General features: G+C 72.6%; 23 protein-coding genes. 17 read left to right on the top strand and 6 right to left on the bottom strand.

Translation table 11 applies throughout. The features are described 5' to 3' along the window. Positions 1-34 precede the first annotated feature (34 nt). The gene (locus tag RQM47_RS01300) at positions 35-2395 is read right to left on the bottom strand and encodes an ATP-dependent helicase (RefSeq protein WP_314007089.1); all 2361 of its coding nucleotides are present in this window, start codon (positions 2393-2395) and stop codon (positions 35-37) included. A 256-nt stretch (positions 2396-2651) separates the two neighbouring features. On the opposite strand from RQM47_RS01300, the gene RQM47_RS01295 reads away from it, so the two are divergent. The 3 genes from RQM47_RS01295 (at position 2652) to dps (ending at position 4698) form a co-directional block, all read left to right on the top strand. Further along, positions 2652-3197, top strand: a complete 546-nt coding sequence (locus RQM47_RS01295) for a hypothetical protein (protein ID WP_314007086.1) — start codon at positions 2652-2654, stop codon at positions 3195-3197. A gap of 432 nt (positions 3198-3629) precedes the next feature. Next, the gene (locus RQM47_RS01290) at positions 3630-3950 is read left to right on the top strand and encodes a DUF5335 family protein (RefSeq protein ID WP_314007083.1); all 321 of its coding nucleotides are present in this window, start codon (positions 3630-3632) and stop codon (positions 3948-3950) included. A 151-nt stretch (positions 3951-4101) separates the two neighbouring features. Then, on the top strand, positions 4102-4698 hold the full coding sequence (dps, locus tag RQM47_RS01285; RefSeq protein ID WP_314007078.1) for a DNA starvation/stationary phase protection protein Dps: 597 nt from the start codon (positions 4102-4104) through the stop codon (positions 4696-4698). A 111-nt stretch (positions 4699-4809) separates the two neighbouring features. On the opposite strand, the gene RQM47_RS01280 is transcribed toward dps, so the two are convergent. Further along, complete coding sequence (locus tag RQM47_RS01280) at positions 4810-6279, bottom strand: alkaline phosphatase D family protein (protein ID WP_314007076.1); 1470 nt, start codon at positions 6277-6279, stop codon at positions 4810-4812. Between the two features lie 103 nt (positions 6280-6382). Continuing rightward, the gene (locus RQM47_RS01275; protein WP_314007073.1) at positions 6383-6793 is read right to left on the bottom strand and encodes a hypothetical protein; all 411 of its coding nucleotides are present in this window, start codon (positions 6791-6793) and stop codon (positions 6383-6385) included. Positions 6794-6977: 184 nt separating this feature from the next. Between RQM47_RS01275 and RQM47_RS01270 the strand changes: the two genes are divergently transcribed. The 7 genes from RQM47_RS01270 (at position 6978) to RQM47_RS01240 (ending at position 13692) form a co-directional block, all read left to right on the top strand. Next, on the top strand, positions 6978-7148 hold the full coding sequence (locus RQM47_RS01270; protein ID WP_314007070.1) for a hypothetical protein: 171 nt from the start codon (positions 6978-6980) through the stop codon (positions 7146-7148). A gap of 615 nt (positions 7149-7763) precedes the next feature. Then, on the top strand, positions 7764-10826 hold the full coding sequence (locus RQM47_RS01265; protein ID WP_314007067.1) for a vitamin B12-dependent ribonucleotide reductase: 3063 nt from the start codon (positions 7764-7766) through the stop codon (positions 10824-10826). Between the two features lie 229 nt (positions 10827-11055). Next, entirely contained in the window at positions 11056-11316 is a 261-nt protein-coding gene (locus RQM47_RS01260) for a type II toxin-antitoxin system HicA family toxin (RefSeq protein ID WP_314007064.1), read from the top strand. Beyond that, positions 11303-11527, top strand: a complete 225-nt coding sequence (locus tag RQM47_RS01255; protein WP_314007062.1) for a type II toxin-antitoxin system HicB family antitoxin — start codon at positions 11303-11305, stop codon at positions 11525-11527. Before RQM47_RS01260 ends, RQM47_RS01255 begins: the two co-directional genes overlap by 14 nt. Positions 11528-11674: 147 nt before the next feature. Then, positions 11675-11899: a DUF433 domain-containing protein gene (locus RQM47_RS01250; protein ID WP_314007058.1), complete on the top strand. Its 225-nt coding sequence runs from the start codon at positions 11675-11677 to the stop codon at positions 11897-11899. Next, positions 11896-12234, top strand: a complete 339-nt coding sequence (locus RQM47_RS01245; RefSeq protein WP_314009431.1) for a DUF5615 family PIN-like protein — start codon at positions 11896-11898, stop codon at positions 12232-12234. Before RQM47_RS01250 ends, RQM47_RS01245 begins: the two co-directional genes overlap by 4 nt. A gap of 162 nt (positions 12235-12396) precedes the next feature. Next, positions 12397-13692 carry a sodium:proton antiporter gene (locus tag RQM47_RS01240; protein WP_314007055.1) on the top strand — a complete coding sequence of 432 codons (1296 nt, stop codon included), beginning with the start codon at positions 12397-12399 and terminating at the stop codon, positions 13690-13692. Between the two features lie 246 nt (positions 13693-13938). Here RQM47_RS01240 and RQM47_RS01235 read toward each other — a convergent pair whose 3' ends face one another. Continuing rightward, entirely contained in the window at positions 13939-14955 is a 1017-nt protein-coding gene (locus tag RQM47_RS01235) for an ion channel (protein ID WP_314007054.1), read from the bottom strand. Positions 14956-15033: 78 nt separating this feature from the next. Here RQM47_RS01235 and RQM47_RS01230 point away from each other — a divergent pair, with 78 nt between their 5' ends. The 4 genes from RQM47_RS01230 to RQM47_RS01215 all read left to right on the top strand — a co-directional run bounded on the left by RQM47_RS01230 (position 15034) and on the right by RQM47_RS01215 (position 17727). Further along, positions 15034-16500, top strand: coding sequence for a M28 family peptidase (locus RQM47_RS01230; protein WP_314007052.1), 1467 nt, complete (start codon positions 15034-15036; stop codon positions 16498-16500). Positions 16501-16630: 130 nt separating this feature from the next. Continuing rightward, the gene (locus RQM47_RS01225; RefSeq protein ID WP_311663604.1) at positions 16631-17107 is read left to right on the top strand and encodes a hypothetical protein; all 477 of its coding nucleotides are present in this window, start codon (positions 16631-16633) and stop codon (positions 17105-17107) included. Between the two features lie 43 nt (positions 17108-17150). Continuing rightward, the gene (locus tag RQM47_RS01220; protein ID WP_311663605.1) at positions 17151-17495 is read left to right on the top strand and encodes a DUF6883 domain-containing protein; all 345 of its coding nucleotides are present in this window, start codon (positions 17151-17153) and stop codon (positions 17493-17495) included. Positions 17496-17499: 4 nt separating this feature from the next. Beyond that, positions 17500-17727, top strand: a complete 228-nt coding sequence (locus tag RQM47_RS01215) for a DUF4926 domain-containing protein (protein ID WP_311663606.1) — start codon at positions 17500-17502, stop codon at positions 17725-17727. Between the two features lie 108 nt (positions 17728-17835). Here the strand turns inward: RQM47_RS01215 and RQM47_RS01210 are convergent, their stop codons facing one another. Next, the gene (locus RQM47_RS01210; RefSeq protein ID WP_311664209.1) at positions 17836-19485 is read right to left on the bottom strand and encodes an FAD-binding dehydrogenase; all 1650 of its coding nucleotides are present in this window, start codon (positions 19483-19485) and stop codon (positions 17836-17838) included. A 130-nt stretch (positions 19486-19615) separates the two neighbouring features. Then, positions 19616-19795, bottom strand: a complete 180-nt coding sequence (locus tag RQM47_RS01205; RefSeq protein ID WP_314007050.1) for a general stress protein CsbD — start codon at positions 19793-19795, stop codon at positions 19616-19618. A gap of 197 nt (positions 19796-19992) precedes the next feature. On the opposite strand from RQM47_RS01205, the gene RQM47_RS01200 reads away from it, so the two are divergent. The 3 genes from RQM47_RS01200 (at position 19993) to RQM47_RS01190 (ending at position 25229) form a co-directional block, all read left to right on the top strand. Then, complete coding sequence (locus tag RQM47_RS01200) at positions 19993-22509, top strand: prolyl oligopeptidase family serine peptidase (RefSeq protein ID WP_311664213.1); 2517 nt, start codon at positions 19993-19995, stop codon at positions 22507-22509. 81 nt (positions 22510-22590) lie between these two features. Beyond that, positions 22591-23022, top strand: a complete 432-nt coding sequence (locus tag RQM47_RS01195) for a hypothetical protein (protein WP_311664215.1) — start codon at positions 22591-22593, stop codon at positions 23020-23022. Positions 23023-23168: 146 nt separating this feature from the next. Beyond that, on the top strand, positions 23169-25229 hold the full coding sequence (locus RQM47_RS01190) for a S9 family peptidase (protein ID WP_311664217.1): 2061 nt from the start codon (positions 23169-23171) through the stop codon (positions 25227-25229). Positions 25230-25287 lie beyond the last annotated feature (58 nt).

The following is a 25287-nucleotide window of genomic DNA, read 5'->3' as shown; positions in this document are numbered from 1 at the left end:
TGGCGCGCGCTCCCAGGGCGACCGCCGGTCGCCCCTACTCGACCACCTGGAGGCGCGCGAACGCCAGCTTCAGCTTTTTCTGGCCGACCGAGTTGAAAAACACCGTCGCCGCGGCGCGCTCGCCGGCGCCCTCGACGGCCAGCACCTTCCCGTTCCCGAACGAGCGGTGGTGCACGCGGACGCCCGGCACAATCGCCGACTCGCCCTCGTCGTAGACGACCTCGCGCTCGCCGGACGCGACCCGCTTGGTCTTCCGCTTGGGGCCGCTGTCCGGTCGCAGCGAACGCTTCCAGTAGTCCGGCGACATGTCGCCGTAGCCGCCCGTGCCGCCGGACGACGGCTCGAACCGCCCCGCCCGCGCCTCGAACCGGCCGCCGGACTCCGTGCGCAGCAGGTCGTCGCCGTCGAGCTCGTCGAGGAACCGGCTGCGGACGCTCGACTGCTGGTCGCCGTAGCGGTACCGGCTCCGGGCGTAGCTGAGGTAGAGGGCCTCCTCGGCGCGCGTGACGCCGACGTACAGCAGCCGCCGTTCCTCCTCCAACTCCGTCGGGTCCTGGGCCGCCTTGGCGAGCGGGAACAGGCCCTCCTCCAGCCCGGTCACGAACACGACCTTGAACTCCAGGCCTTTAGAGGCGTGGAGCGTCATGAGCGTGACGCGGTTGTCGTCGTCGCCCAGGCGGTCGACGTCGGCCACGAGGCTCACCTCCTGCAAGAACTCGCTGAGCGTGCGCGGCTCGCCGGACGGGTCGCCGCCGGCAAACTCGGCGACGGCGTTGAGCAGCTCGTGGATGTTCTCCAACCGAGCCAGCGCCTCGGGCGTGTTCTGGTCGCGGTACGACTGGAGCAGCCCGGTCTCCTGGATCAGCTCGCGGGCGAGCTCGTCGGCCGGCGCCGTCTGCGCCTTCGAGGCGAACCGCGAGACCAGAAACCCGAACCCCTCGACGGCCTTCGCCGCGCGCGGCGAGAGCCCCGCCCCGCCCGGGTCCTGGACGGCCTGCCACAGCCCGACCCGGTGCTCGGTCGCGTAGGCCCGGAGCTGGTCGACCGTCTTGCCGCCGATCCCGCGCGTCGGCGTGTTGACGACGCGGAGCAGGCTGGCCTCGTCGGACGGGTTGACGGCGAGGCGGAGGTAGGCGAGCGCGTCCTTGATCTCCTTGCGCTGGTAGAACGAGACGCCGCCGACGAGCCGGTACGGGATCCCGCCGCGCCGGAGCGCCTCCTCGATGGAGCGGCTCTGGGCGTTCGTCCGGTAGAGCACGGCCACGTCGGACCACCCGATGCCGGAGCGCGAGCGAAGGTCGCGGATCGTCCGCTCCACCTTCTGCGCCTCGTCGCGCTCTGACAGCGCCTCCATGAGGATGACGGGGTCGCCCTCGGAGTTGTCGGTCCAGAGCGTCTTGTCGAGCTGCTTCGTGTTGCCGCTGATGACGGCGTCGGCCAGACGCACGATCCGCTGCGTGCTCCGGTAGTTCTGCTCCAGGCGGATCGTCTTGGCCTCGGGGTAGTCCTTCTGGAACGAGAGGATGTTCTGGATGTCGGCGCCGCGGAAGGCGTAGATGCTCTGCGCATCATCTCCAACGACACAGATGTTGCGGTGCTCGGCGGCCAGGAGCTTGGCGAGCACGTACTGCGTCCGGTTCGTGTCCTGGTACTCGTCGATGTGGAGGTAGCGCCACCGCCGCTGGTACTCCTTCAGAACCTCCGGGTGCTGCTCGAAGAGGCGGATGGGCCATCCGAGCAGGTCGTCGAAGTCCATCGCGTTGGCCTGCCGGAGCGCCGCGTTGTAGGGCGTGTAGAGCTTGGCGGCGGCCTCGGTAAACGGGTCGCCCGCGAGGCGCGCGTACTCGTCCGGTCCTACCTGGGCGTTCTTGGCGCCCGAGATCGCGCTCCGCACCGACCGCGGCGTGACGCGCTTAGGGTCGATCCCGTAGCGCGTCATGAGCTCCTTGAGGAGCCGCTCGGTGTCGTCGGAGTCGTAGATCGTGAAGTTGCGCGAGAACCCGATCTTGTCGGCCTCGCGGCGGAGCACGCGGCTAAAGACGCTGTGGAACGTGCCCATCCACATGCCCTTGGCCTCGTCGCCCACGAGGTCGGTCACGCGGGCGCGCATCTCGCGGGCGGCCTTGTTGGTGAAGGTGAGGGCGAGGATCTGGCTCGGCCACGCCTTTTTGGCCGCGATGAGGACGGCGACCCGGTGCGTGAGCGTCCGCGTCTTGCCCGAGCCCGGCCCGGCGATGATCATGACCGGCCCCTCGGTCGCGCGGGCGGCCTCCTGCTGGACCGGGTTGAGCCCGCCCAGGAGCGCCTCGACGGCGCCGTCGTCGGCGGAGGCCGTGGGCGGGGCGGGGCGGTCGGGGCCGCCGTCGGGCGGGGGGCGGAGGGCGAACGTCTTCATCGGCGGCGTCAGTTGGGTCTCGCCCGAACCTACGCGAGCGCGCCCCCGCCGGACGGCCCGCGCCGGGCGGGGTGGCGTGAATCCTGACGCCCACCCCGCCCTCGGCCGGCGAGCGGCGGGCGCGGACCACCACCCCGCCCGTTTCGCGGGCGGGGTGGGCGACTTCTGGTGCCGTAGTACGTCTGCACCAGGTGCGGCGGGTTCTGGAGGCGTACGCTCCAGACGAATCACCGCGGCATGAGTCCGTGCCTATCGCATGACGAACCGTACGATTTACTCCCTGGCCGTTGCCGTCTTCGCCACGGTCTCGACCGCAGCCCAGGCACAGACGGCCCTCGACGTGGGCGACCCCATCCGAGTCACAACAGCCGACGGGGTCCTGACCGGCCGGCTCGCCGCGACTGAGGGGGACACCCTGTTCATCGAACTCGGTCCCCCCGGCCCCGTCCCGCGCATGCTGTTCCATCGGGTGGCATACGACGAAATCGAGTCGGCCGACATCCGGGTCCCGCACTCCCGCTGGCGGGGGGCGGCCATCGGCGCCGGCGTCGCTGCGGGCGTCGTGACCGTGACTACGCTCGGACTCGTGGGGTACACGATGTACACAGGGGACGAGTGGGGGTCAGCCTTCACCATGGCTATCGGTGCCGTCGCTCTGATTCCGAGTGCCGCCGTCGGGGCGGCCATCGGCGCCCTCGTTCCGGGGACGCGGTGGGAAACGGTGTCGCCGGGGCGGCTCTCCCTCAGCCCGGTGGCGCTCGGGCGGGGCGGGGGAGGAATTCGGCTCCGGGTTCAGTTGTAGCTCAGCCCCGCCCGCTGCCCGCCCGCTGCCCGCCCCGCCCTCAGCCGGCGTGCGGCGGGCAGCGTGCGACACTTCGGCCGCCCCGCCCCAGAAATACCCGTGGGGACACGACGTGTCGTGTCCGGGGCGGGCGGGGCGGTCAGGGACGTCAGCGAGTCCCACGTGAGGCGGCGGCAGTTCCCCTCCTGGCCACCGCGCAGCGTCGGCGCAGCCAAGAGGGGCTAGGACCCAAAGGGCGGGGTGGTTGTCGGGCGGGGCGGGGCGGTTCCGCCCGTGGCCGCCCCGCCCGCGGAGTCCGTTCGCAGAGGGCGCGTCTGGGGCCGTCCCTGGGCGCCGCGTAGGGCGAACGGGCAGGAGCCGGGTCCGGCGGATCTGTGACGCGGGGGCGGGGTGGAACGGGCTCCCCTCCCCGCCCACCTTTCCCTACCCGCTATGGCCACCCGCTCCCTCGACCGCACCGACTGGAACGACTACTTCGACACCTTCTCCAAAGACCGGATCGAGGGCGGCGATGTCGGCAAGGCGCACGTCCGCGTCCTCTCCGAGGAGAACGGCGACCAGGTGCTCGCCGACTGGCTCCCGCTCCACGGCCTCACCTACGACTCCAAGGACGACCTGTTCGAGGTCGCCATGGAGGGCATGGACCACTTGGTCAACAACCCGACCGAGATCCACGTCAAGGACGACGGCGACCTCCTGAGCTTCGAGGTGGTCCGCAAGGACGGCGACCGCGAGATCATCGAGCTGAAGTAGCGCCCGCCCCGCTCTGCATGCCCGCGCCCGCCCCGCCCGCTCCTGGGCGGGGCGGGCGTTCTCTGAAACGCCCGTGAGGGCGCGGGCGGGGTGGATCTGCCCCACCCCGCTCCCGTTCGATACCCAACACGTTACTCTCCCCTCTCTACTCATGGCTACTCCGAAAAACGGGGCCTCCCAGCAGGCCCGCACCCCCTACCACACGCGCCTCGGCATCGACGAGGACAAGCGCCAGACGCTCGTCGGCCTCCTCAACGAGACGTTGGCCGCGACGAGCGACCTGTACTCCCAGACGAAGCAGGCGCACTGGAACGTCAAGGGCAAGGACTTCTACCAGCTCCACCTCCTCTACGACGAACTGGCCGAGAAGCTGGAGGAGCCGCTCGACCTCGTCGCCGAGCGCGTCGTGCTCTTGGGCGGCTACGCGTTCGGGACCGTCCGCATGGCGGCCCAGAGCAGCCCGATCTCGCCGTTCCCCGGGACCGAAGCCGAGGGCGACGACGACACCTTCAACGACCCGTCGTTCCTGACGACGCTGGCCGACCGCTGGGCCGAGTACGCCGACCACATCCGCGACGCCAACAAGGCGTCCGACGACGTCGGCGATCCGGGCACGACGGACCTCTACGACCAGATCACGCACATCGCCGACCGCGGCACGTGGTTTATCGAGGCCCACCTCCAGCGCTACCACGGCGGTCTGAAGGAGCAGGGTCAGGACCCCGACCTCGAGGCCGTGGGCCAGTAACCCCGCGCCTGCCGCCTCTCGCCGCCCCGCCCCGGACTGTCCAGGGCGGGGCGGTTTACGTTAGGGCCACCCCGCCCGGTGGGTCCGGTTCGCGAGCGGGGCGGGGTGGTCCTAGGGCGTCCGCAACTCGGCGGCGCGGACGGCCCGCTCCCACAGCACGGCGCCCTCGGCGTCGAGCGCCCGCATCGTCAGCGTGCGGTCGGTGCGGGGGCCGGAGACCGAGAGCGTCCCGAAGTTGTGGCGGTCGGCGACGAGCGTGCCCGGCACGCGGAGCGGATTGGCGGCCTCGGGCGAGGCCGGGTCGAGCGCGGCGTCGGAGACGCCGGCCGTGAGCGGGCTCGACGTGAACTCGTAGAGCGGGTACGCCCCGGGCCGGTCCAGCTTGAGGAGCTCGGCGTGGTGGCGGTCGCCGGAGAGGAACACGACGCCGTCGACGCGGCGCAGCCGGAGCTGGTCGAGGAGGAACGCCCGCTCGGCCGGCGCGACGGCCGCGTAGGTCTCGAACACGGGCACTGGGTTGAGAAACTGGCCCCCGAAGGCGACCACCTTGAACGGGGCGTCGCTCCCGGTGAGCGCGTCGAGGAGCCACTGGAGCTGCTCGCGCCCGAGGACCGTCTGCTCCGGGGCAGGCGCGTCGTTGGGCGCCCGGTGGTAGCGGTCGTCGAGGAGGAAGAACTCGACATCGCCCCACTGGAAGTGCGTGAACACGCCGGGCACGCCGGGGAGCCCGCGCGCGGCGGCGGGCCAGTAGCGCGTGAACGCGTCGAGCGTCTCACCCTTCAGGATGTACGAGCGGTCCGCGTTGTTGGGGCCGTAGTCGTGGTCGTCCCACGTCGCGTAGTGGGGGGCGGCGGCGAGGAGCGGCTGGAGGTCGGGCTCGGCGCGGTTGTGGGCGTAGCGGTACGCGATGCCGCCGGCGCTCCACCAGTCGACCTCGCGGAGGTAGACGTTGTCGCCCAGCCACAGCATGAGGTCCGGGCGCGCCTGGCGGATCGTCTCGAAGATGGCCGTCGGGCCGCCGTAGGGCCGGCCGGGGCGGTCGTACGGCGGGTCGTTGTCGTAGTAGCACGAGCCGAAGGCGACCGTGAACGCGGGCGGGTCGGTCCGCCACTGCCACAGGTCCTGCGTCGTGAACGCGGTCGGGTAGGGGAACAAGACGGCCTGCCCGTTGACCGCGACGGCGTAGCCGTAGGTCTGCCCCGGCTCCAGGCCGTCGAGGCGGACCGTGGCCGTCCCGTCCGCGCCGGTCGCGGCCGTCACCGTCTGCACGACTTCGGCCCCGCCCGCGGCGCGGACCGTCAGCGTCACCTCGGCCGGCCCGTCGGTCTGGACCCAGACGGCGGCCCCGCGCGCCGTGACGTCGGCGAGCATGGGGCCGGCGGCGAGCCGCCCCGCCCCGGCGGGCGCGGCGGCGGCCGGCGGGGCCAGCCCGGCCCGGGCGAGCGCCGTCTGCACGGCCCGCTCAATCGCGGCCTGGCCGGCGGGCGTGGACGAGGCGGCGGTGAGCGCCGGCGCGCACCCGCTCCCCACGAGGAGCAGGGCGAGGCCGGCGAGGAGGGCGGGGCGGGGCGGGACGGTCATCGCGGGGCGGGGCCAGAGGGCGGGACGGAGCCGGAGGGCGGGGCCAAAGAAAACGCCGCGCCCCAGTGAAAGGGCGCGGCGCGAACGATCACCGTCCAGAAGGCTACTCGTCCTCCTCGTCCTCGTAGACGGGGGCGGGGCGGATGTCCCACTGGAGCATCTGCTCGATGTCGGCCGAGTCCTCGCCGTTCTCGTCCTCGAACTCGTAGTCGCCCAGCTCGTCGCGCTTGGAGGCCCGGACGCGGGTCCACTTTGTCCCCTCCAGGTCCTCGAATTCGTCGGGGAACGGGCTCTCGATGCGGTGGCTCGGGTGGTAGCCGCGGTACTCCTTGGAGGCCTCGTAGAGGGCGGCCCGGCGCGCGCCCGGCCGCGTGGCGCTGTACCCGACGACGCGGAACGGCGGGATGTTGATGATGGCGATCACGTCGTCGCCCTCGTCCTCGGGGTCGGAGTACTCGGGGCGGACCACCTTGAACTCGTCGGGGTGGGGGTACGCGCTGCGGTCGTCGAACATGAGAGGGGCCGGGAGTTGGAACGGAGAGCAGAGGGGCCGAAGCTACTCCGCGCGCCCTAGAGCGGCCGGGTCGTAGCGCCCGCCCCGCCCCGCTTTCCCCCCCGATTCATCGGTCAGGGGCCGCCGGTCTTGCCCGCCCCGCCCCCGCGCGGTAGACTCGGCGGGCACCTCCTCCTCCACGCTCATGGACGACCTGGACGACCTGAACGACGACGACCTGAATCTCGACGACGACCTCGACCTGGACGACGACGATCTGGACCTCGACGACGACCTCGATCTGGACGACGAGGACCTGGAGCTCGACGGCGACGAGTTCGAGGACGACGACCTCGGCGACGACGACGACTTCTAGAGCACCCTCCGGGTGGGTACGGGGTACCGGGTACGGCTCCAGGCGGGCCACCCGAGCCGCGGGTCCGCACTCTGCGTCCTCCTGAACGGTGCGCTCTCGCCGCCCCGCCCTCCGCCCTCCGCGCTGCACGGGGGCGGGGTGGTGTCGGTGTGAGGCACTGGCCGCGCGTCGGCCTGACGCTCCCGCCCCGCCCGCGCTCAACGACCGTTATGGTCCTGGAGCCTGCATAACGGCTCGCCATCGAGAGGGGGAGAACGGCCCCGCCCCGCCCCGCGCGCGGCACACGGAGGGCGGGGCGGTCTCGGATAACGGACGGCGCTCCGGCCTTGGGTCGTCGAAATAGGGCGGGGTGGGGCCGTGGAGGTGCTCGGCCACCCCGCCCGCACGGCGCTGTCCACGCTGTGGATAACCCGTGGACGGAGCGTCCTTGCGCCGCCGCCCGGCTCGCGGCTTACTTGAGGTCCGCTTCGAGGCACGCGCCGGGCAGGACGCCGGCCGCGCTCCCGACGGGCCGCCCCGCCCTCCAGGTCCACGAAGCGCCGGTGCTCCCCTGCCGCTCCCGAGACCGGAGCGGGACGCGGCCGCCGCCTCTCCCCCTCGCTTTCCCCCCGACTCATGGCCAAGACCAAGGCACCCGCCGCCCCGCACGCCGGCGGCCTCACGATCGACCGCGCGTTCTCGACCGAGGGCCAGCACCCGTTCGACAGCGTCGCCTGGACCACGCGCGACGCGGCGATCAAGAACTTCGCCGGCGAGGCCATCTTCGAGCAGCGCGGCGTCGAGTTCCCCGAGGCGTTCAGCCCGCTCGCCGTCAACGTCGTCGCGTCGAAGTACTTCTACGGCGACACCGAGACCGGCAACGGCTCGCCGGCCGAGGGCCAGCGCGAGTACAGCCTGAAGCAGCTCGTCCACCGCGTCACGCGGACGATCACGGACTGGGGCCGCGACCAGGGCTACTTCGCCTCGGACGCCGACGCCGAGGCGTTCTACGACGAGCTCACGTGGCTCTGCACGAACCAGTACGGCGCCTTCAACAGCCCCGTGTGGTTCAACGTCGGGCTGGGCGCCCAGTACGGCGTCCGCGACTCGGGCGGCAAGACGATCTCCGGGTGGGACGTCGACAAGGGCGAGGTCGTCGCCGTCGACCCCTACGAGCGGCCGCAGGCGAGCGCCTGCTTCATCATCTCGGTCGAGGACTCGGTCGACGACATCTGGAAGCTGATGGGCGAGAGCGCCCGGCTGTTCAAGTTCGGGAGTGGGGTGGGGGCCGACTGGTCCAAGCTCCGGTCGAGCCACGAGAAGCTCTCCGGCGGCGGCATCCCGTCCGGCCCGGTCAGCTTCATGAAGGTCCAGGACGCGACCGGCGGCACGATCAAGTCGGGCGGCAAGACGCGCCGCGCGGCCATCATGCAGACGCTGAAGGTGTGGCACCCGGACATCTTGGAGTTCGTCCGCGCCAAGCAGGACGAGGAGCGCAAGGCGTGGGCGCTCATCGAGGAGGGCTACGACGGCTCGTTCAACGGCGACGCCTACGGCTCGGTCGCCTTCCAGAACGTGAACCAGTCGGTCCGCCTCAACGACGCCTTTATGGAGGCGGCCCGGGCGGGGCGGGCCTTCGAGCTCACGGCCGTCACGAGCGGGGAGGCCGTCGACACGGTCGACGCGGCCGACCTGCTGGCCCTCATCGCCGAGGGCACGCACGTCTGCGGCGATCCGGGCGCGCAGTACGAGGACACAATCCAGCGCTGGCACACGTGCAAGAACACGGGGCCGATCAACTCGAGCAACCCGTGCTCGGAGTACATGTTCGTCGACGACTCGGCGTGCAACCTGGCGTCGCTGAACCTGATGAAGTTCAAGACGGCCGACGGCGCGTTCGACGTCGAGCGCTTCCGGGCGGCGGCGCGCCTGTTCCTCACGGCCCAGGAGATCCTGGTCGACAACGCGGGCTACCCCTCGGACCGGATCGCGGCGAACAGCCACCGCTTCCGGCCGCTCGGGCTGGGGTTCGCCAACCTCGGCGCGCTCCTCATGTCGATGGGGCTCCCGTACGACTCCGACGAGGGCCGCGCCGTCGCCGGCGCCGTCATGGCCATCGAGCACTGCGAGGGCTACGCCCGAAGCGCGGAGATCGCGTCGAACCCGGCGATCGGGACGTTCGAGGGCTACGCCGAGAACGAGGAGCCCTTCCTCGAGGTCATGCGGATGCACCGCGACGCGGTCGCCGACATCCACGCGTCCTGCCCGGCCTACCTCCGCGACGCCGCCCAAGAGAGCGCCGACCGGATGGTGGCGCTGGGCGAGGCTCACGGTTACCGGAACGCGCAGGCCACGGTCCTCGCCCCGACCGGGACGATCGGGTTCATGATGGACTGCGACACGACGGGCATCGAGCCCGACCTCGCGCTCGTCAAGTACAAGCTGCTCGCCGGCAAGGGCGACGGGCTCATGAAGATCGTGAACCAGACGGTGCCCGAGGCCCTGAAGCGCCTCGGCTACACGGACGCTGAGGCCGGGGAGATCGTCGCCTACATCGACGAGCAGGACACGATCGAGGGGGCGCCCGGCCTCAAGCCCGAGCACCTGCCGGTCTTCGACTGCGCGTTCAAGCCGCACAACGGCGAGCGCTCGATCTCGCACCTCGGCCACATCCGGATGATGGCGGCGACGCAGCCGTTCATCTCGGGCGCCATCTCGAAGACGGTCAACCTGTCCGAGAGCGCGACGGTCGAGGACATCGCCGACGCCTACATGCAGTCGTGGGAGTTGGGCCTGAAGGCGGTCGCCATTTACCGCGAGAACTCGAAGCGGAGCCAGCCGCTCTCGACGAAGTCCGGCGGCAACACGTCAGGCAAGACGGCCGGCGCGGGCGGGGTGGCGGACGTGTCCGGCGACGGGGCCGCGACCGCCCCGCCCGAGCTTGCGGAGCGGATTGTCGAGAAGGTCGTCTACCGCCCGCACCGCGAGCGGCTGCCAGACGAGCGCCCGAGCGTGACGCACAAGTTCTCGGTGGCCGGCCACGAGGGGTACCTCCACGTCGGGCTCTACCCCGAGGGCCACACGCTCGCCGGCCGCCCGGGCGAGATCTTTATCACGATGGCCAAGCAGGGCTCGACCATCGCCGGGCTCATGGACAGCTTCGCCACGGCCATCTCGCTGGCGTTCCAGTACGGCGTGCCGCTGGAGGACCTGGTGAGCAAGTTCGGCCACGTCCGGTTCGAGCCGGCCGGGTTCACGAACAACCCCCAGATCCCGATCGCCAAGTCGATCACGGACTACATCTTCCGCTACCTCTCGCTCCGCTTCCTGAGCACGGGCGACGCCACCCCGCCCGCGGGCGGGGCGGGCTCGGACCTGGCCGCCGAGGACGGGGTGTCGGTGGACCCTACCGTGGCCGTGGCGGCTGAGGCCGACCGCCACGGCCCGGCCGCCGACGAGGTCCAGGCCGACCTGTTCGCGGCGGCCCAGGCCGCTCTCGACGGGGGCGGGGCGGCCGCGGCGTCGCCGCACGTGGGCGGGGCGGTCGAGGCGGTCCTCGCCGCCGACGCCGACGGCCAACTCGGCGCGTTCCAGAACCAGGACGACGCGCCGGCCTGCCCCAACTGCGGCGGCATCACGGTGCGGGCGGGGGCGTGCTACAGCTGCCCGAACTGCGGGTCGTCGACGGGCTGCGGCTGAGCCGCCCCGCCCGCGCAGGTTGCGCCCCCGGTTGGTCCGCCAGCCGGGGGCGTTTTAACGTTAGGCGGGGTTGGGCATTCGCCCGTTGAGGGCAAGGAGCGCTATCTTACGAGAGCGGTAGCCAGCCCGCGATGCATGACAGGCACACGCGCGTTGCGCCTCCCGACTCCGCCCCGAGCCGGCCACTCCTACGAGAAGGAGCGGTCGGCTTTTTTACATTTCTACGGTCATGTCGAAGCACGACAAACTCCTCGCCCGCCTTCTCCGCGGCACGTCCGACGCCAGCTTCTCGTTCGAGGAGTTGCGGTCTGTCCTCCTCAGGCTTGGGTTTGAGCAGCGTGCGCCGAGAGGGAGCCATTACACGTTCTCCCACCCGGCGGTCCCATCTATCTTGACCGTCCCCAAGCACAGGCCGGTCAAGCGCGTCTACGTTAGGAAGGCCCGCGCGCTCATCACCGAACACAACCTCGCCAACGATGGAAGCACCTGACCTCCGCTACGAGATCATCCTGTATTGGAGCGACGAAGACGGCGCGTACGTAGCGGAGGTCCCCGAGCTTCCAGGGTGCGTCTCTGACGGCGAGACGTACGCAGAGGCCGTTGAGAACGTAGAAGACGCGATCCGCGCGTGGATCGAGACGGCGCAGGAGCTCGGCCGAGACGTCCCCGAGCCTAAGGGCCGCCGGCTCCTGTTCGCGTAGGGCGGGGCGGCGTACGCTCCACCCCGCCGCACTCCACCACAACACAGCGTCGAGACGCAAGCATGGGCGGGATGGGGAGCGTCACCCCGCCCGAAGGCCTGGGCGGGGCGGGGGGGAGCCTGTCGGCGTCCGCTCCGTTTCATTGCCATGACCGACTGGCACCAGCGCATCACGATCGACCCCGAGCAGTGCGGCGGGCGCCCCTGCATCCGCGGGATGCGCGTGCGCGTGTCAGACGTGCTGGACCTTCTGGCGGCGGGGCTGAGCCCGGACGAGGTGGTCGAGGAACTCCCCTACCTCGAACGCGCCGACGTCGAGGCCAGCCTGAAGTACGCCAGCGAGGCGACGAGCCAGCCGGCGAGGGCCGCCTGACGCTCTGGATCGACGCGATGCTGTCGCCGGCGCTCGCGCGCTGGATTACCCAGGCGTTCGACGGCGTGGACGCGGTCTCCGCACAAAGGCTCGGGCTCATCGAGGCGAAGGACCCGTCCATCTTCGACGCCGCGCGCGGAGCTGGCGCCGTCGTGCTCACGAAAGATCGGGACTTCGCCGACGAGGTCGAGCGGCGTGGCTCGCCTTCCGTTGTCTGGCTCCGCGTCGGAAACACGACGACGGCCAACCTGAAGCGCGTGCTGGCCGAGCAGTTGCCGGCCGCGCTCGTGGCGCTGCGGGGCGGGGAGGTCCTGGTCGAACTGCGGGACGACTGACCGCCCCGCCCGCCCGCTGTTTTAGACGGGCGGGGCGGCGAGCGCGACGGGCACCCCACCCCGCCCGCAACCGCAGGCCCTGGGCGGGGTGGAGCAGGAACCGCCCCGCCCCCGGTGGCGCTTGAGGAGGCCACCCCGCCCTTTGGGTCCGCCCCCTCCACGATGGGTTTATTCGGCACGCTCGCCGCGCTCCTGACCGTCACGGCGCTGTTCGCCTACGCCAACCACCGGACGGTCCGGTTGCCGACGACGATCGGGGTCATGCTCATCGCGCTCCTGACGTCGCTCGCGCTGCTGGCGCTGCACGGCGTCGGGATCGACCTCGACGTGCCGGCGCGGCGGCTGCTCCAGGGCATCGACTTCGACGAGACGCTGCTCCAGGGGATGCTCTCGTTCCTGCTCTTCGCCGGCGCCCTCCACGTCGACCTGGGCGACCTCGCCGAGCACAAGGGGACGATCGCGGTGCTGGCCACGTTCGGCGTCGTGATCTCGACGGCCGTCATCGGCGGGCTCACGTTCCTCGCCGCCGGCGCGCTCGGGCTCGACCTCCGCCTGATCGACGCGCTCCTGTTCGGGGCGCTCATCTCGCCGACGGACCCGATCGCCGTCATGGGGCTGTTGTCCACGATGGGCGTGCCCCGCTCGCTCGAGACCAAGATCGCCGGCGAGAGCCTGTTCAACGACGGCGTCGGCGTCGTCGTTTTCCTCATCCTCCTCGAGCTGGCGCGGGGGACCGAGCCGGTGACGGCCGGCGACGTGGCGCTCCTGTTCGCGCAGGAGGCCGGCGGCGGCGCCCTGTTCGGGGCCGTGGCCGGCTACGTCGCCTACCGGATGCTCCGGTCGATCGACGACTACAAGGTCGAGGTGCTCGTCACGCTCGCGCTCGTGACCGGCGGGTACGCGCTCGCCGGGGCGCTCCACCTCTCGGCGCCGATTGCGATCGTCGTGGCCGGGCTCCTCATCGGCAACCAGGGGCGGGCGTTCGCCATGAGCGATCTCACGCGGGACCGGCTCGACGTGTTCTGGGAGCTGATCGACGAGGTCCTGAACGCGGTCCTGTTCGTGCTCATCGGGCTCGAGATCCTGGTCATCACGTTCGCGCCGTCGGCCGTGGTCCTCGCGCTGCTGGCCGTCCCGATCGCGCTGCTTGGCCGGTCGGTCGGCGTGTTCGTCCCGCTCGCCGGGCTCCGCCCGTTCGGGCTCCGGCAGGAGGCCGGCGTCAAGCGGGTGCTGGTCTGGGGCGGCCTCCGCGGCGGCATCTCGGTCGCGCTCGCGCTGTCGCTGCCGCCGGGGCCGGTCCGCGAGACGCTCCTCGTGGCGACCTACGCCGTCGTCGTGTTCTCGATCGTCGTGCAGGGGCTGACCGTCCCGCGCCTGGTCCGGCACGTGCTCCAGACGGGGCCGCCGCGCGACCTCGACCCGCTCGACGAGGACTCCGGCCCGCCCGCCGTCGCGTGAGCGGGGCGGCCCGTCCGCGACCGCCCCGCCCAAGGGGAGCGGGCGAGAGAAGAGGAGGAGAGGCAACGAGGAGAAGAGGCCGCGCCGTCCCGTCCCTCCTTCTCCACCCCGCCCGCCGCCGCGTGGGCGGGGCGGAGCGCCCGCCTTCCCACCCCGCCCGCGCGGCACTCCTCGGGTGGGGAGCGGAACGAAAACGGCCTCTCAGCCCGCGTACCCAGTACCTCGTACCCAGTACCCCCCAACGCGTCAGTCGTCGTAGCCGTCGAGGACGTGGTCCCAGTCCCAGCCCTCGCCCTCGACGAGGCCCAGGAGCATCCGGCGGCGGCGGTCGCAGACGTCCTCGCGGAGCGACTCGTAGTAGGCCTCGTCCGAGCACACGGGGTACCCGTCGGAGCGGAGGCCGCTGAGCGACGGCGGCGTCGGCGCCTCGCTGGAGGGCTCGACCGACTGCTCCTGGAGCCGGTCGAGGAGCGTGTCGATGGCGGCGCGGGCGGGGTGGAACGCGCCCGGGCTCAGGCAGTCGCCGGAGAGCGCGTGCTCGGCAATCGACAGGGCCTCGTCGAGCGCGGCCAGCGACGGCGCCAGCGCCTCGCGCCGGCGCGAGCCGCGGAAGTGGTGGAGGACCGGGTAGGCCAGGTGCTGCTGGGCCAGCGTCGTGAGCGCCGGCGTGAGCCCGATGAGGTGCTGCTCGAAGGCCTCGCACCCCCGGTCGGGGTCCCACATGGTGCGGATGATTTCCTCCGGCGTCTCGCCGAGCCCCCACAGCGCCGCCGCCGTGCCGCGCCGGTCGACGGCGGCCTGGAGGACCGGGAGCACGTACGAGATGGCGAGGCTGAGCACGATGAGCCCCGAGAGCGAGGCCGTCGTCGTGAGCATTTGCCACACGGCCCCCTCCGGCTGGTAGTCGCCCAGGCCCAGCGTAACGAGCGTGTAGCCGACGAAGTAGACCCGCGACCAGAACCCGGCCGGCGCGCCCGACGACGCCGCCACGATGGCGCCGTCGGAGGCCAGGAACACGAGCGTCCACCCCGCCCACAGCAGGACGGTCCACGAGAAGATGGCCAGGAGCAGGACCACGAGCCCGAGCTGGCTGAAGAAGAAGCCCGACACGCGCTGCCCGACGTCGCTCTGCGTAAACCGCCACGCCCCCCGGCTGAGCCGCTTCGTGAGTGGCCCGCCGCCCCGCCCGAGCGTCGTGTAGAGGGCGTCGTAGAGGGAGAGGCCGACCAGGAGGAGGCCGGGGAGGAGGAGCCAGATCTGCATGCGCGCGGGCGGGGCGGAGCGGGAGGGGCGGGGTGGCCGTACCATCGCCACACGTACCACGCCAACCGCCCTACGCCGATGCGGCTCCCACGCCTTTTCGTCTTCGCCGCCCTCCTCCCCGCCGCCGCGCTCGCCCAGCCCGGCGTCGACGCCAACCGGCCGACGGACCGGCCGTGGCCGGACTCCCTCGTTGGCGGGACCGCCCCGCCCGCGGACGTGCAGCGCCTCTACGCCGTGGCCGCGGCCGTCGACGCCGACCGGATTGAGGCCGACGTCCGGCGCCTCGCCGGCTTCGGGACGCGGCACACGCTGTCCGACACCGTGAGCGATACGCGCGGGATCGGCGCGGCGCGGCGGTGGATCCGGGCCGAGTTCGAGCGGATCTCGGCGGCCTGCGGCGGGTGCCTCGAGGTGGTCGAGCAGCGCCGCGTGGTGACGGGCGAGCGCCGCATCCCCGAGCCGGTCGAGGTCGTCAACGTCCTCGCCATCCAGCGCGGGACGTCCGACCCCGACCGCTACGTGGTCATGTCGGGCGACATCGACAGCCGGGCGTCCGACGCGCTCGACGCGACGAGCGACGCGCCGGGCGCCAACGACAACGCCTCCGGCATGGCCGGCGCCATCGAGGCGGCCCGCGTGCTCAGCCAGTACGAGTTCCCCGGAACGATCGTCTACGCCGGACTGAGCGGGGAGGAGCAGGGCCTGTTCGGCGGCCAGATCATGGCCGAGACCGCGCGTGCCGAGGGCTGGCGCATCGAGGCCGTCCTCAACAACGACATGATCGGCAACAGCTGCGGGATCGACGGCGTGTGCGACAACACGAGCGCCCGCGTCTTCTCCGAGGCCACGCGCCCGACCGAGACTGAGCAGGAGGCCCGTCTCCGCCGGTTCACGGGCGGCGAGGTCGACGGGCCGAGCCGGAACCTCGCCCGCGCCATCGACCGGCTGGCCGACCAGTACGTCCGCAACCTGGACGTGATGATGGTCTACCGGCTCGACCGCTTCGGGCGGGGCGGCCACCACACGCCGTTCACGAACGTGGGCTACCCCGGCGTCCGCATCATGGAGACGCACGAGCACTACGACCGCCAGCACCAGGACCTCCGCACCGAGGCCTACCCCGACGGCACGCCGCGCCACTACGGCGACACGGTCGAGTACGTCGACTTCGACTACGCGGCCAAGCTCACGGCCCTCAACGCGGTCGCGCTGGCCGCCTTCGCCGGCGCCCCCGCCCCGCCCTCAGGCGTGACGATCGAGGGCGCCGTCCGGCCGTCGACGACGCTCCGGTGGGAGCGGCCGGACGCGGCGGAGAACCCGCAGCTCGCCGGGTTCCGCGTGAACTGGCGGCTCACGACGAGCCCGCAGTGGGAGCGCTCCGTGTTCGTCCCCGACAACGGCGAGGCCGAGCAGCACTACACGCTGGGGAACGTGGTCATCGACAACTACCTGTTCGGCGTGTCGAGCGTGGCCGCCGACGGGAGCGAGAGCCCGGTCGTGTTCCCCGGCGCGATCGGCGCGTTCGACTACGCGCCGGGCGAGTAGGGCTGCCCCGCCCGCCGCCCCGCCCGGCGACGCGGGGCGGGGTGGTCGGGCTCAGGGCCGCCCTGGCCGGTGGCTTGCGGGGATCGCCGGCCCGCGCAGCGGGTAGATCCCGGCCCCTCCCGCTCCCGAGATGACCCGCCCGCTCGCCCTCCCCGCCCTGGCGGCACTCGCCGCCCTCGCCGCCTGCACCGACGCCCCGCCCGAAGGCGCCGCGGCAACCGCCCCGCCCCCCGGCGCCGTCGAGGTGGTGTCGAACGAGAGCGACGCCGCCGAGACCCCCGCCCGCCCCGCCCCCGCCGCCGTCGACACGACGCTCCCGCCGACGGTCACGGTCGCCGGGCAGACCGTCCCCCGCCGGGCGTTCGTCGAGGATGTCGAGGCCGGCGAGCGCGTGTGCCACCTCACGCTCCGCACGGACGGGGGCGGGGTGGAGCAGGTTATGGGTGACTTCTCGCTGTGCGAGGGCCAGGCCATCCAGGGCGAGCGCGTCCAGATCGAGTACGCCACGGACGTGGTGCCGGCGGCGTCTTGCGTCGGCGACCCCGACTGCCTGGAGACCGAGACGGTCCCGTTTGCGGTGGTCGTCGACGTGATCGGGCGGCGGTGAGGCGGTGGAGTAGGGAGGCAGGAGGCGCTCGTAGCTTCGGTGCATGACCGTCCCGAACGCAGAGGGTGCCGTCGTCCCACCCGAGAAGCTGACGGACTACCTCCTCGCGCTCTCGCATCCCGTCGGCGGGTCGAAAGCCCGCTTCTTCCGGGCGCACGGGTTCGACGACAACAACGCGGACCTGCTGGCCGATGGTCTCCGCCGTATCGTCACCGGCGCACCCGCGTCGGTCCGACCGACCCCGTTCGGGACGAAGTACGTCGCCGCCGGTGATCTTCCCACGCCGCGCGGCACCGTCGTCCTGATCGAGACCGTCTGGATCGTCGAGCCGCCCGATGAGCGTCCGCGGCTCGTCACGGCGTATCCTGTGGACACGAGCCGACCCTGACCCCATGATCCGCGAACTCGGCACAGTCGTGCTGGCGCACGACCTCCCGGACCTCGGTTTAGAGGAGGGGGACGTCGGTGCGGTCGTCTACGTCTACGACGGCGGCCGCGCGGTCGAGGTGGAGTTCGTCTCGGGCTCGGGGGCTACGGTCGCTGTCGAGACGCTGCGGGCGTCGGACGTGCGTCCGCTCGGGGACAGCGAGATCCTCCACGCCCGCGCCCTCGCCGCCTGACCCGCCGCTGCGAGCCGGCGGAAGGCGCCGGCGCTCTCGCTCGACGAGACGGCGGCGCTGTGGACCCCCACCCCGCCCCCACGACACGCGGGCGGGGCGGGCACCGATCTACCGACCCACCGCCCCGCTCACCGCCCGCCCCGCCGCGCGGCCCGAAAACAGGCAGCCGCCGAGGAAGGTGCCCTCGAGCGAGCGGTAGCCGTGCATCCCGCCGCCGCCGAAGCCGGCCGCCTCGCCGGCCGCCCACAAACCCGGGACCGGCTCGCCACCCCGCCCGAGCACGCGGGCGTCGAGGTCGGTCTCGATGCCGCCCAGCGTCTTCCGCGTGAGGACGTGGAGCTTGACGGCGATGAGCGGGCCGGCGTCGGGGTCGAGCAGCCGGTGGGGCGGGGCCACGCGCAGGATCTTGTCGCCCAGGAACCGCCGGGCGCCGCGGACCGCGGTGATCTGGAGGTCCTTCGTGAACGGGTTCTCGACCTCGCGGTCCCGCGCGACGACCTCGCGCCGGATGTCCGCGACGGACAGGAGCGGGGCGGCCGTCTTCCGGTTCATGCCGTCGACGAGCGCGTCGAGGTCGCGGGCGACCACGAAGTCAGCGCCGCGCTCCTTGAACCGCTCGACGGGCGGCGGCGCGCCCTTGCCCAACCGCCCCGCCAGGCCGCGCAGGCTCCGCCCCGTGAGGTCCGGGTTCTGCTCTGACCCCGAGAGCGCGAACTCCTTCTCGATGATCCGCTGCGTGAGGATGAACCACGAGTGGTCGTGGCCGGTCGTGCGGAGGTGCGCGAGCGTGCCCAGCGTGTCGAACCCGGGGAACAGCGGGACCGGCAGGCGCCGCCCGACGGCGTCCAGCCACAGCGACGACGGGCCGGGCAGGATGCGGATGCCGTGGCGGCTCCAGACGGGCGCGTAGTTCTCGATGCCCTCGACGTAGTGCCACATCCGGTCGGGGTGGAGGATCCGGCCGCCGGCCTCCTCGACCACGCCCAGCATCTTCCCGTCGACCGAGTCGGGCACGCCGACGAGCAGGTGCTCGGGCGGGGCGCCCAGCCGCGGCGGCCAGTTCTGGCGGACGAGGTCGAGGTTGGCACCGATCCCCCCGCTCGTGACGATGACGGCCTCGGCGTCGAGCGAGAAATCGCCCACGACGTCTCGGTTCGAGGGCGCCCCGCGCTCGGCGTCGCTCGGCGCGAGCACGTCGCCGGTCACGCCCGTCACCGCCCCGCCCGCGGTCGCCAGCCCGGTCACGCGGTGGCGGAACCGGAACTGGACGCGGTCGCCGTGCGCGCGGAGCTTGCGGACGAACGGCTCGACGAGGCCCGGCCCGGTGCCCCAGACGATGTGGAACCGCGGCACCGAGTTGCCCGGACCCGTCGCGCCGTAGCCGCCCCGCTCGGCCCAGCCGACGATGGGGAACAGCTTGACGCCTTGCCGCCGCACCCACTCGCGCTTCTCGCCGGCCGCCCAGTCGACGTAGGCCTCGGCCCAGCGGCGCGGCCACAGGTCGTCGTCGCGGTCGAAGCCGGCCGTGCCCAGCCAGTCCTGCCACGCGAGGTCGCGGCTGTCGCGGACGCGGAGCCGCCGCTGCTCGGGGCTGTCGACGAGGAACAGGCCGCCAAACGACCACCACGCCTGCCCGCCCAGGCTCTGCTCGGGCTCCTGGTCGAGCACGACCACGCGGCGCCCGGCCTCGGCGAGCTCGGCGGCGGCGACGAGCCCGGCGAGGCCGGCTCCTACGACGATGGCGTCTGCGTCAGGCATGGCGGGGCGGGGGCGGGAAGGGAGAGTAGCGCCGCCCCGCCCGGCGGGTGCTCCCAAACGGAGCCACCCCGCCCGGCGCGTGCGGGGCGGGGTGGCGGAGGGCGAGGCTCTCGCCGGGCGGAGCCGAACCTTAGAGCGCGGCGGCCACCTTCTTCCTGATCTCGGCGCGCGGCTCGCCCGTCTTGTGGTGGATGAGCGAGACCATCTGCTTGAGGCCGCCCCGGGTCTGCTTCATGGCCTTGTCGTCGAACTCGACGGTGGACCAGCGGGCCTTGATGCGGTCGCGGACGCGGTGCCAGTCTCGGTTCATCTTCGGGGTAGCCATCGGTGCCTGTGCCTCTCGGGGCGGATCTGCGGAGTAAAGAAAGTCTACTTGTTTGTAGAGGTTTAAGGCGTCGGGGTTCCGGCTCGCGTGCCCGGCGAGGGCGGGGCGGCACCGCGCCCGCCCCGCCCGCGGGGTCGGGCCGAAGGCGACCTATACTCCGGGACCACTCCGCCCGCCCCGCCATGCCTGCTCCGCCCCGCCCCCGGTCGTTCCGCCCCGCCCTCGCCGCCTTCCTCCTGGCCGCCGTGGCAGCGCAGGCGCAGGCTCCGGGCGGGGCGGGCGCCCAGGACGACCCGCTCGTCTACCAGACGCCCGCGCCGGCGCTCGCCGCGCTCGTCGACGCGCCGCAGACGCCGACCGTCCGCCTGAGCCCGGACCGCGAGACGATGGCGCTGTTCGCTGTCGCGGGCGCGCCGCCGGTCGCCGAGCTGGCCGAGCCCGAGTTGGGGCTGGCCGGCGTCCGCATCAACCCGGCGACGAACGGGCCGAGCCGGGCGAGCGGCTACACGAGCCTGAGCTTGAAACCCGTCGCGGGCGGGGCGCAAACCGCCGGGGTGGCGCGCGAGGTCACCGGCTTCCCCGACGGCGCCCGACTCCGCAGCCCGCAGTGGAGCCCGGACGGCCAGCGCCTCGCGCTCCTCGCCGACCGCCCCGACCGCGTCGAGCTGTGGACGGTCGACGTGGCCTCGGCAGCGGCCCGCCCCGCCCTCGACGCGGCCGTCAACGACGCGGCGCCGGGCGCGTCGTTCGCGTGGCTCCCCGACGGGCGCCTCGTCGTCCGCACTGTGCCGGGCGGGCGGGGCGGGGCGCCCGAGGAGACGACGGTGCCGACCGGCCCGGTCGTGCAGGAGTCAGCGGGCCGGGCGGCCCCGGCGCGGACCTACCAGGACCTGCTCGCGAGCCCGCGCGACGAGGCGCTTTTTGACTACTACATGACGAGTCAGCTCGTGGTGGTGGACCCCGCCGGGGCGGCCACCCCGCTCGGGCCAGAGGCCGTCTACGCGTCGGTCTCGCCGTCGCCGGACGGCCGGTTCGTGCTCACCGAGGCGCTCCACGCGCCGTACTCGTACCTCGTCCCGTGGTACCGCTTCCCCACGCGCGTCGAGGTGTGGGACCTGGCCACGGGCGCGCCGACGCTCGTCCACGACGCCCCGCTCGCCGAGCGCGTGCCCATCGCGTTCGGCTCGGTCCCCACCGGCCCGCGCGGCCACGCGTGGCGGGCCGACGCGCCGGCCACGCTCGTCTGGGCCGAGGCCCAGGACGGCGGCGACGCGGGCGCCCCGGCCGACGTCCGCGACCGGCTGTTCACGCTCGACGCCCCGTTCGCGGGCGGGGCGGCGCCGCTCGTCACGCTCCCGCTCCGCTTTAGCGGCGTGACGTGGGGCGACGACGACACGGCGGTGGTCGAGGAGTACCAGTGGCAGGACCGGACGCGCCGGGCCTACGTGATCGACCCGTCGCGGCCGGCCGCCCCGCCCCGCGAGCTGTTCACGGTCTCGTTCGAGAACCGCTACGACGACCCCGGCCAGCCGATGACGGAGCCGACTGCGGGCGGGGCGGAGGTCCTCGTCCTCGACGGCACGGACACGTTCTGGACCGGCCAGGGCGCCTCGCCCGAGGGCAACCGCCCGTTCGTCCGCCGCCTCGACCTGGCGACGGGCGAGAGCGCGGAGGTCTTCCGCTCCCAGGCGCCGTACTACGAGGCGCCCGTCGCCTTCCTGGACGAGGGCGGGGCGGTGCTCCTCACGCGGCGCGAGACGGTCACCGCCCCGCCCAACTTCGTCGCGCGCGACCTGGCGACGGGCGAGGCGCGGGCGCTCACCGACTTTCCGCACCCGTACCCCGAGCTGGCCGACGTCCAGAAGGAGACGGTCGAGTACACGCGGGCCGACGGCGTCCCGCTCTCGGCCACGCTCTACCTCCCCGCCGGCTACGACGCCGAGCGCGACGGCCCGCTGCCGACGCTCGTCTGGGCCTACCCGACCGAGTTCAAGAGCGCCGACGCGGCCGGCCAGCGGTCGGACTCGCCCTACCAGTTCACGCGCGTGAGCTACTGGGGCGCCGTCCCGTTCGTGACGCAGGGCTACGCCGTCCTCGACGACGCCTCGTTCCCCGTCGTCGGCGAGGGCGAGGCGCAGCCGAACGACACGTTCCGCGAGCAGCTCGTGATGAACGCCGAGGCGGCCATCGCCGCCGGCGCCGAGCGCGGCGTCGTGGACCCCGACCGCGTGGCCGTCGGCGGCCACAGCTACGGGGCGTTCATGGTCGGCAACCTGCTCGCCCACTCCGACCTGTTCCGCGCCGGGATCGCCCGGTCCGGCGCCTACAACCGGACGCTCACGCCGTTCGGCTTCCAGCGTGAGGAGCGGACGTTCTGGGACGACCCGATGCTCTACGTCGGGATGAGCCCGTTCATGCACGCCGACCAGATCGACGAGCCGATCCTGCTCATCCACGGCGACGCCGACAACAACCCGGGCACGTTCACGCTCCAGTCCGAGCGGCTCTACGGCGCGCTCAAGGGCCTCGGCGGGACAGCTCGGCTCGTGCTCCTGCCGGCCGAGAGCCACGGCTACCGCGGGCGCGAGTCGCTCCTCCACATGCTCTGGGAGGAGGCCCGGTGGCTGGACACGTACGTCAAGCCGGCCGCCCCGCCCCGCGCCGACGGGGGCGGGATGGAGGCCACAGGCGGGCGCTGAGGGCGGGCGGGGCTGCTGAGAGGCTGACTATCGCTGTTCTACTGGTGCCTGCTCCGCGAGGGCTACGGGTTGTTCGAGTTCGTGTCGATCTCCAGCGTCCTCACCAAAGCCTACGCGGCGTACGCCCGGACGTACCTCTACACCGAGACCGACGACAACGACCTCACGTACTTCCTCCTGTTCCACCTCGACGTCATCGACCAAGCCCTCGACAGCGTCCAGGCGTACGTCGGGCGGAAGGTGCGGGAGATTCGGGAGACGAAGGCGGTGCTCCACCCGGACGCTGGGCTGAACCCGCGGCAGATCGCCCTGCTGCGCCACGCGCTCCAGCACCCCGACGCCGCGTACACGTTTGCGTCCCACCAGATGAGCCACGGGGTCGTGTACCAGACGGCCCGGACTGACCTCCTCGCGCTCGCCGACCGCGGCCTCCTCACGTCGACGCGGGCGGGGCGGAAGTACGTGTTCCACGCCCTCCCCGACCTCGGCGACCGACTCCACGAGCTGGAGTAGCCCGTCCGTTCTTGTGCAAGCGCCGCCCCGCCCCAGACCGAGCGCGGGGCGGGGCGGGGGGAAGTGGCTTGGAGGTCGTGCGGCCGTCCGCCCCGCCCGTCGACCGCGTCTCCGGTATCCTGTGGATGCACTCACCCCGCCCCACGATGGTTCTCCGCCCCGCCGCCCTTGGTGTCCTCCTGCTCGCGGCTACTGCGCCCGTCGCGCAGACCGCCGACACGCTCGCTTGGACGCCCGAGCACAGCATGCGCTTCCACCGCGTCGGGGGCGTCGACCTCGCGCCCGGCGGCGACCTCGCGGCCTACGTCGTCTCCGAGCCGCTCATGGAGGGCGAGCAGTCGGAGTGGAACAGCCAGATCTGGGTGGCCGCAACGGACGGCTCCTTGGACGTGCAGTACACGCGCGGTGACGCGTCGGCGTCAGGCCCGCGCTTCTCGCCGGACGGCGCCCACCTCGCCTTCCTCTCGTCGCGGGGCGGCGACGTATCTCAGGTGTGGCGGATGCGGGTGCGGGGCGGGGAAGCCGAACAGGTCACCGACGCCGAGGCCGGCGTCTCGGCCTTCCGGTGGTCGCCCGACGGCGCGCGGATCGCCTACACAGCCCGCGACCCGGAGACGGACGAGGACAAGGCGCGCACGAAGGAGAAGCGCGACGTCATCGTGGTCGACCAGAACTTCGACTACACGCACCTCTGGGTGGTCGACGCGGAGCCGGGCACGGACGGCGAGCGGGACGCCCAGCGCCTGACCGGCGGCACCTTCCACGTGGCCGAGTTCGACTGGACACCGGATGGCCGCACGCTCGTCTTCAGCCACCAGGAGGACCCCCGCATCAGCACCGGCTTTAGCGAACGCGACCTCTCGACGGTCCCGGCCGACAGCGGCGCCGTCGTCCCGCTCGTGACCTGGGGCGGGGCGGACGGGCAGCCGCTCGTGTCGCCGGACGGGCGCCTGGTCGCGTTCGTCTCGCACGGCGGGAGCCCGCAGGAGGTCGGCTTGGGCGACGTCTACGTAGTCCCGCTCGCGGGGGGCGCCCCGCGCAAGCTGGCTGACACGCCGGACCGGAGCGCGTCGCTCCTGGCGTGGTCCGCTGACGGCCGGCACGTCTACGCGCTCGAGAGCGTCGGGACGACGCGCGCGGTCATCGCCATCCCGACGGACGGGGCCGACGCCGAGGTCGTCGCGCAGGGCGACGGCGTGGTCGCGAACGTCGCGTTCGACGCCGACGGGCGCACGATGGCGTTCACGTTCGAGGACCCCGCCACCCCGCCCGAGGTCTACACGTCGACGGTCGGTGCCTTCGACCCCGTCGCCGTCTCGTCGGTCCACGCCGACGTGCCGCTCCCGGCGATGGGCCGGACCGAGGTCGTCTCGTGGACCTCGCCCGACGGGACGCCCGTCGAGGGGCTCCTGACGTACCCGGTCGGCTATGAGGAGGGGCGCCGGGTCCCGCTCGTCCTCAACATCCACGGCGGCCCGGCTGGTGTCTACACCCAGTCGTTCACGGGCGGGCCGAGCATCTACCAACTGCAGACCTTCGCGCAGCGCGGCTACGCCGTGCTCCGGCCGAACCCGCGCGGGAGCACCGGCTACGGCCGCGACTTCCGCTACGCGAACGTCCGCGACTGGGGGTTCGGCGACTACGAGGACGTGATGTCCGGCGTCGACGCCGTAATCGAGAGGGGCGTCGGGCACCCGGACAGCCTCGCCGTGATGGGCTGGAGCTACGGCGGGTACCTCACGTCGTTCGCCGTCACGCGGACCGACCGGTTCAAGGCGGCTAGCATGGGGGCGGGCCTCCCCAATCTCGTCAGCATGGTGACGACGACGGACATCCCGAACTACCTCGTCGCCCACCTCGGCGGCCGCGAGGTCTGGGAAGACTACGACGCCTACGAGCGCCACTCGGCGATCTACCGCGTCGCGAACGTGACCACGCCGACCCAGGTGATCCACGGCGCCAACGACCTCCGCGTGCCGTTCACCCAGGGCCAGGAGTTCTACGTCGCGCTCCAGCGGCGCGGCGTCAAGACCGAGATGGTGGTCCTCCCGCGGACGCCGCACGGCCCGCGTGAGCCCAAGCTGCTCATGGCGACGACGCCCTACATCCTGAGCTGGTTCGAGGAGCACCTCCGCGGCCGCGACGTGGAGCCGGACCCGTGGGCGAACGCCGAGGACGACGGGGGCAGCGCGGCGGGCGGGCGCTGAGGGCGGGCGGGGAGGTTCGGGCACCACGGTTCGCCGCAGGCGTTCGTCGACAGTACGG

It is taken from the genome of Rubrivirga sp. S365 (assembly GCF_032248475.1).
GTDB lineage: Bacteria > Bacteroidota > Rhodothermia > Rhodothermales > Rubricoccaceae > Rubrivirga > Rubrivirga litoralis.
This window is presented reverse-complemented; position numbering and strand designations above follow the sequence as displayed.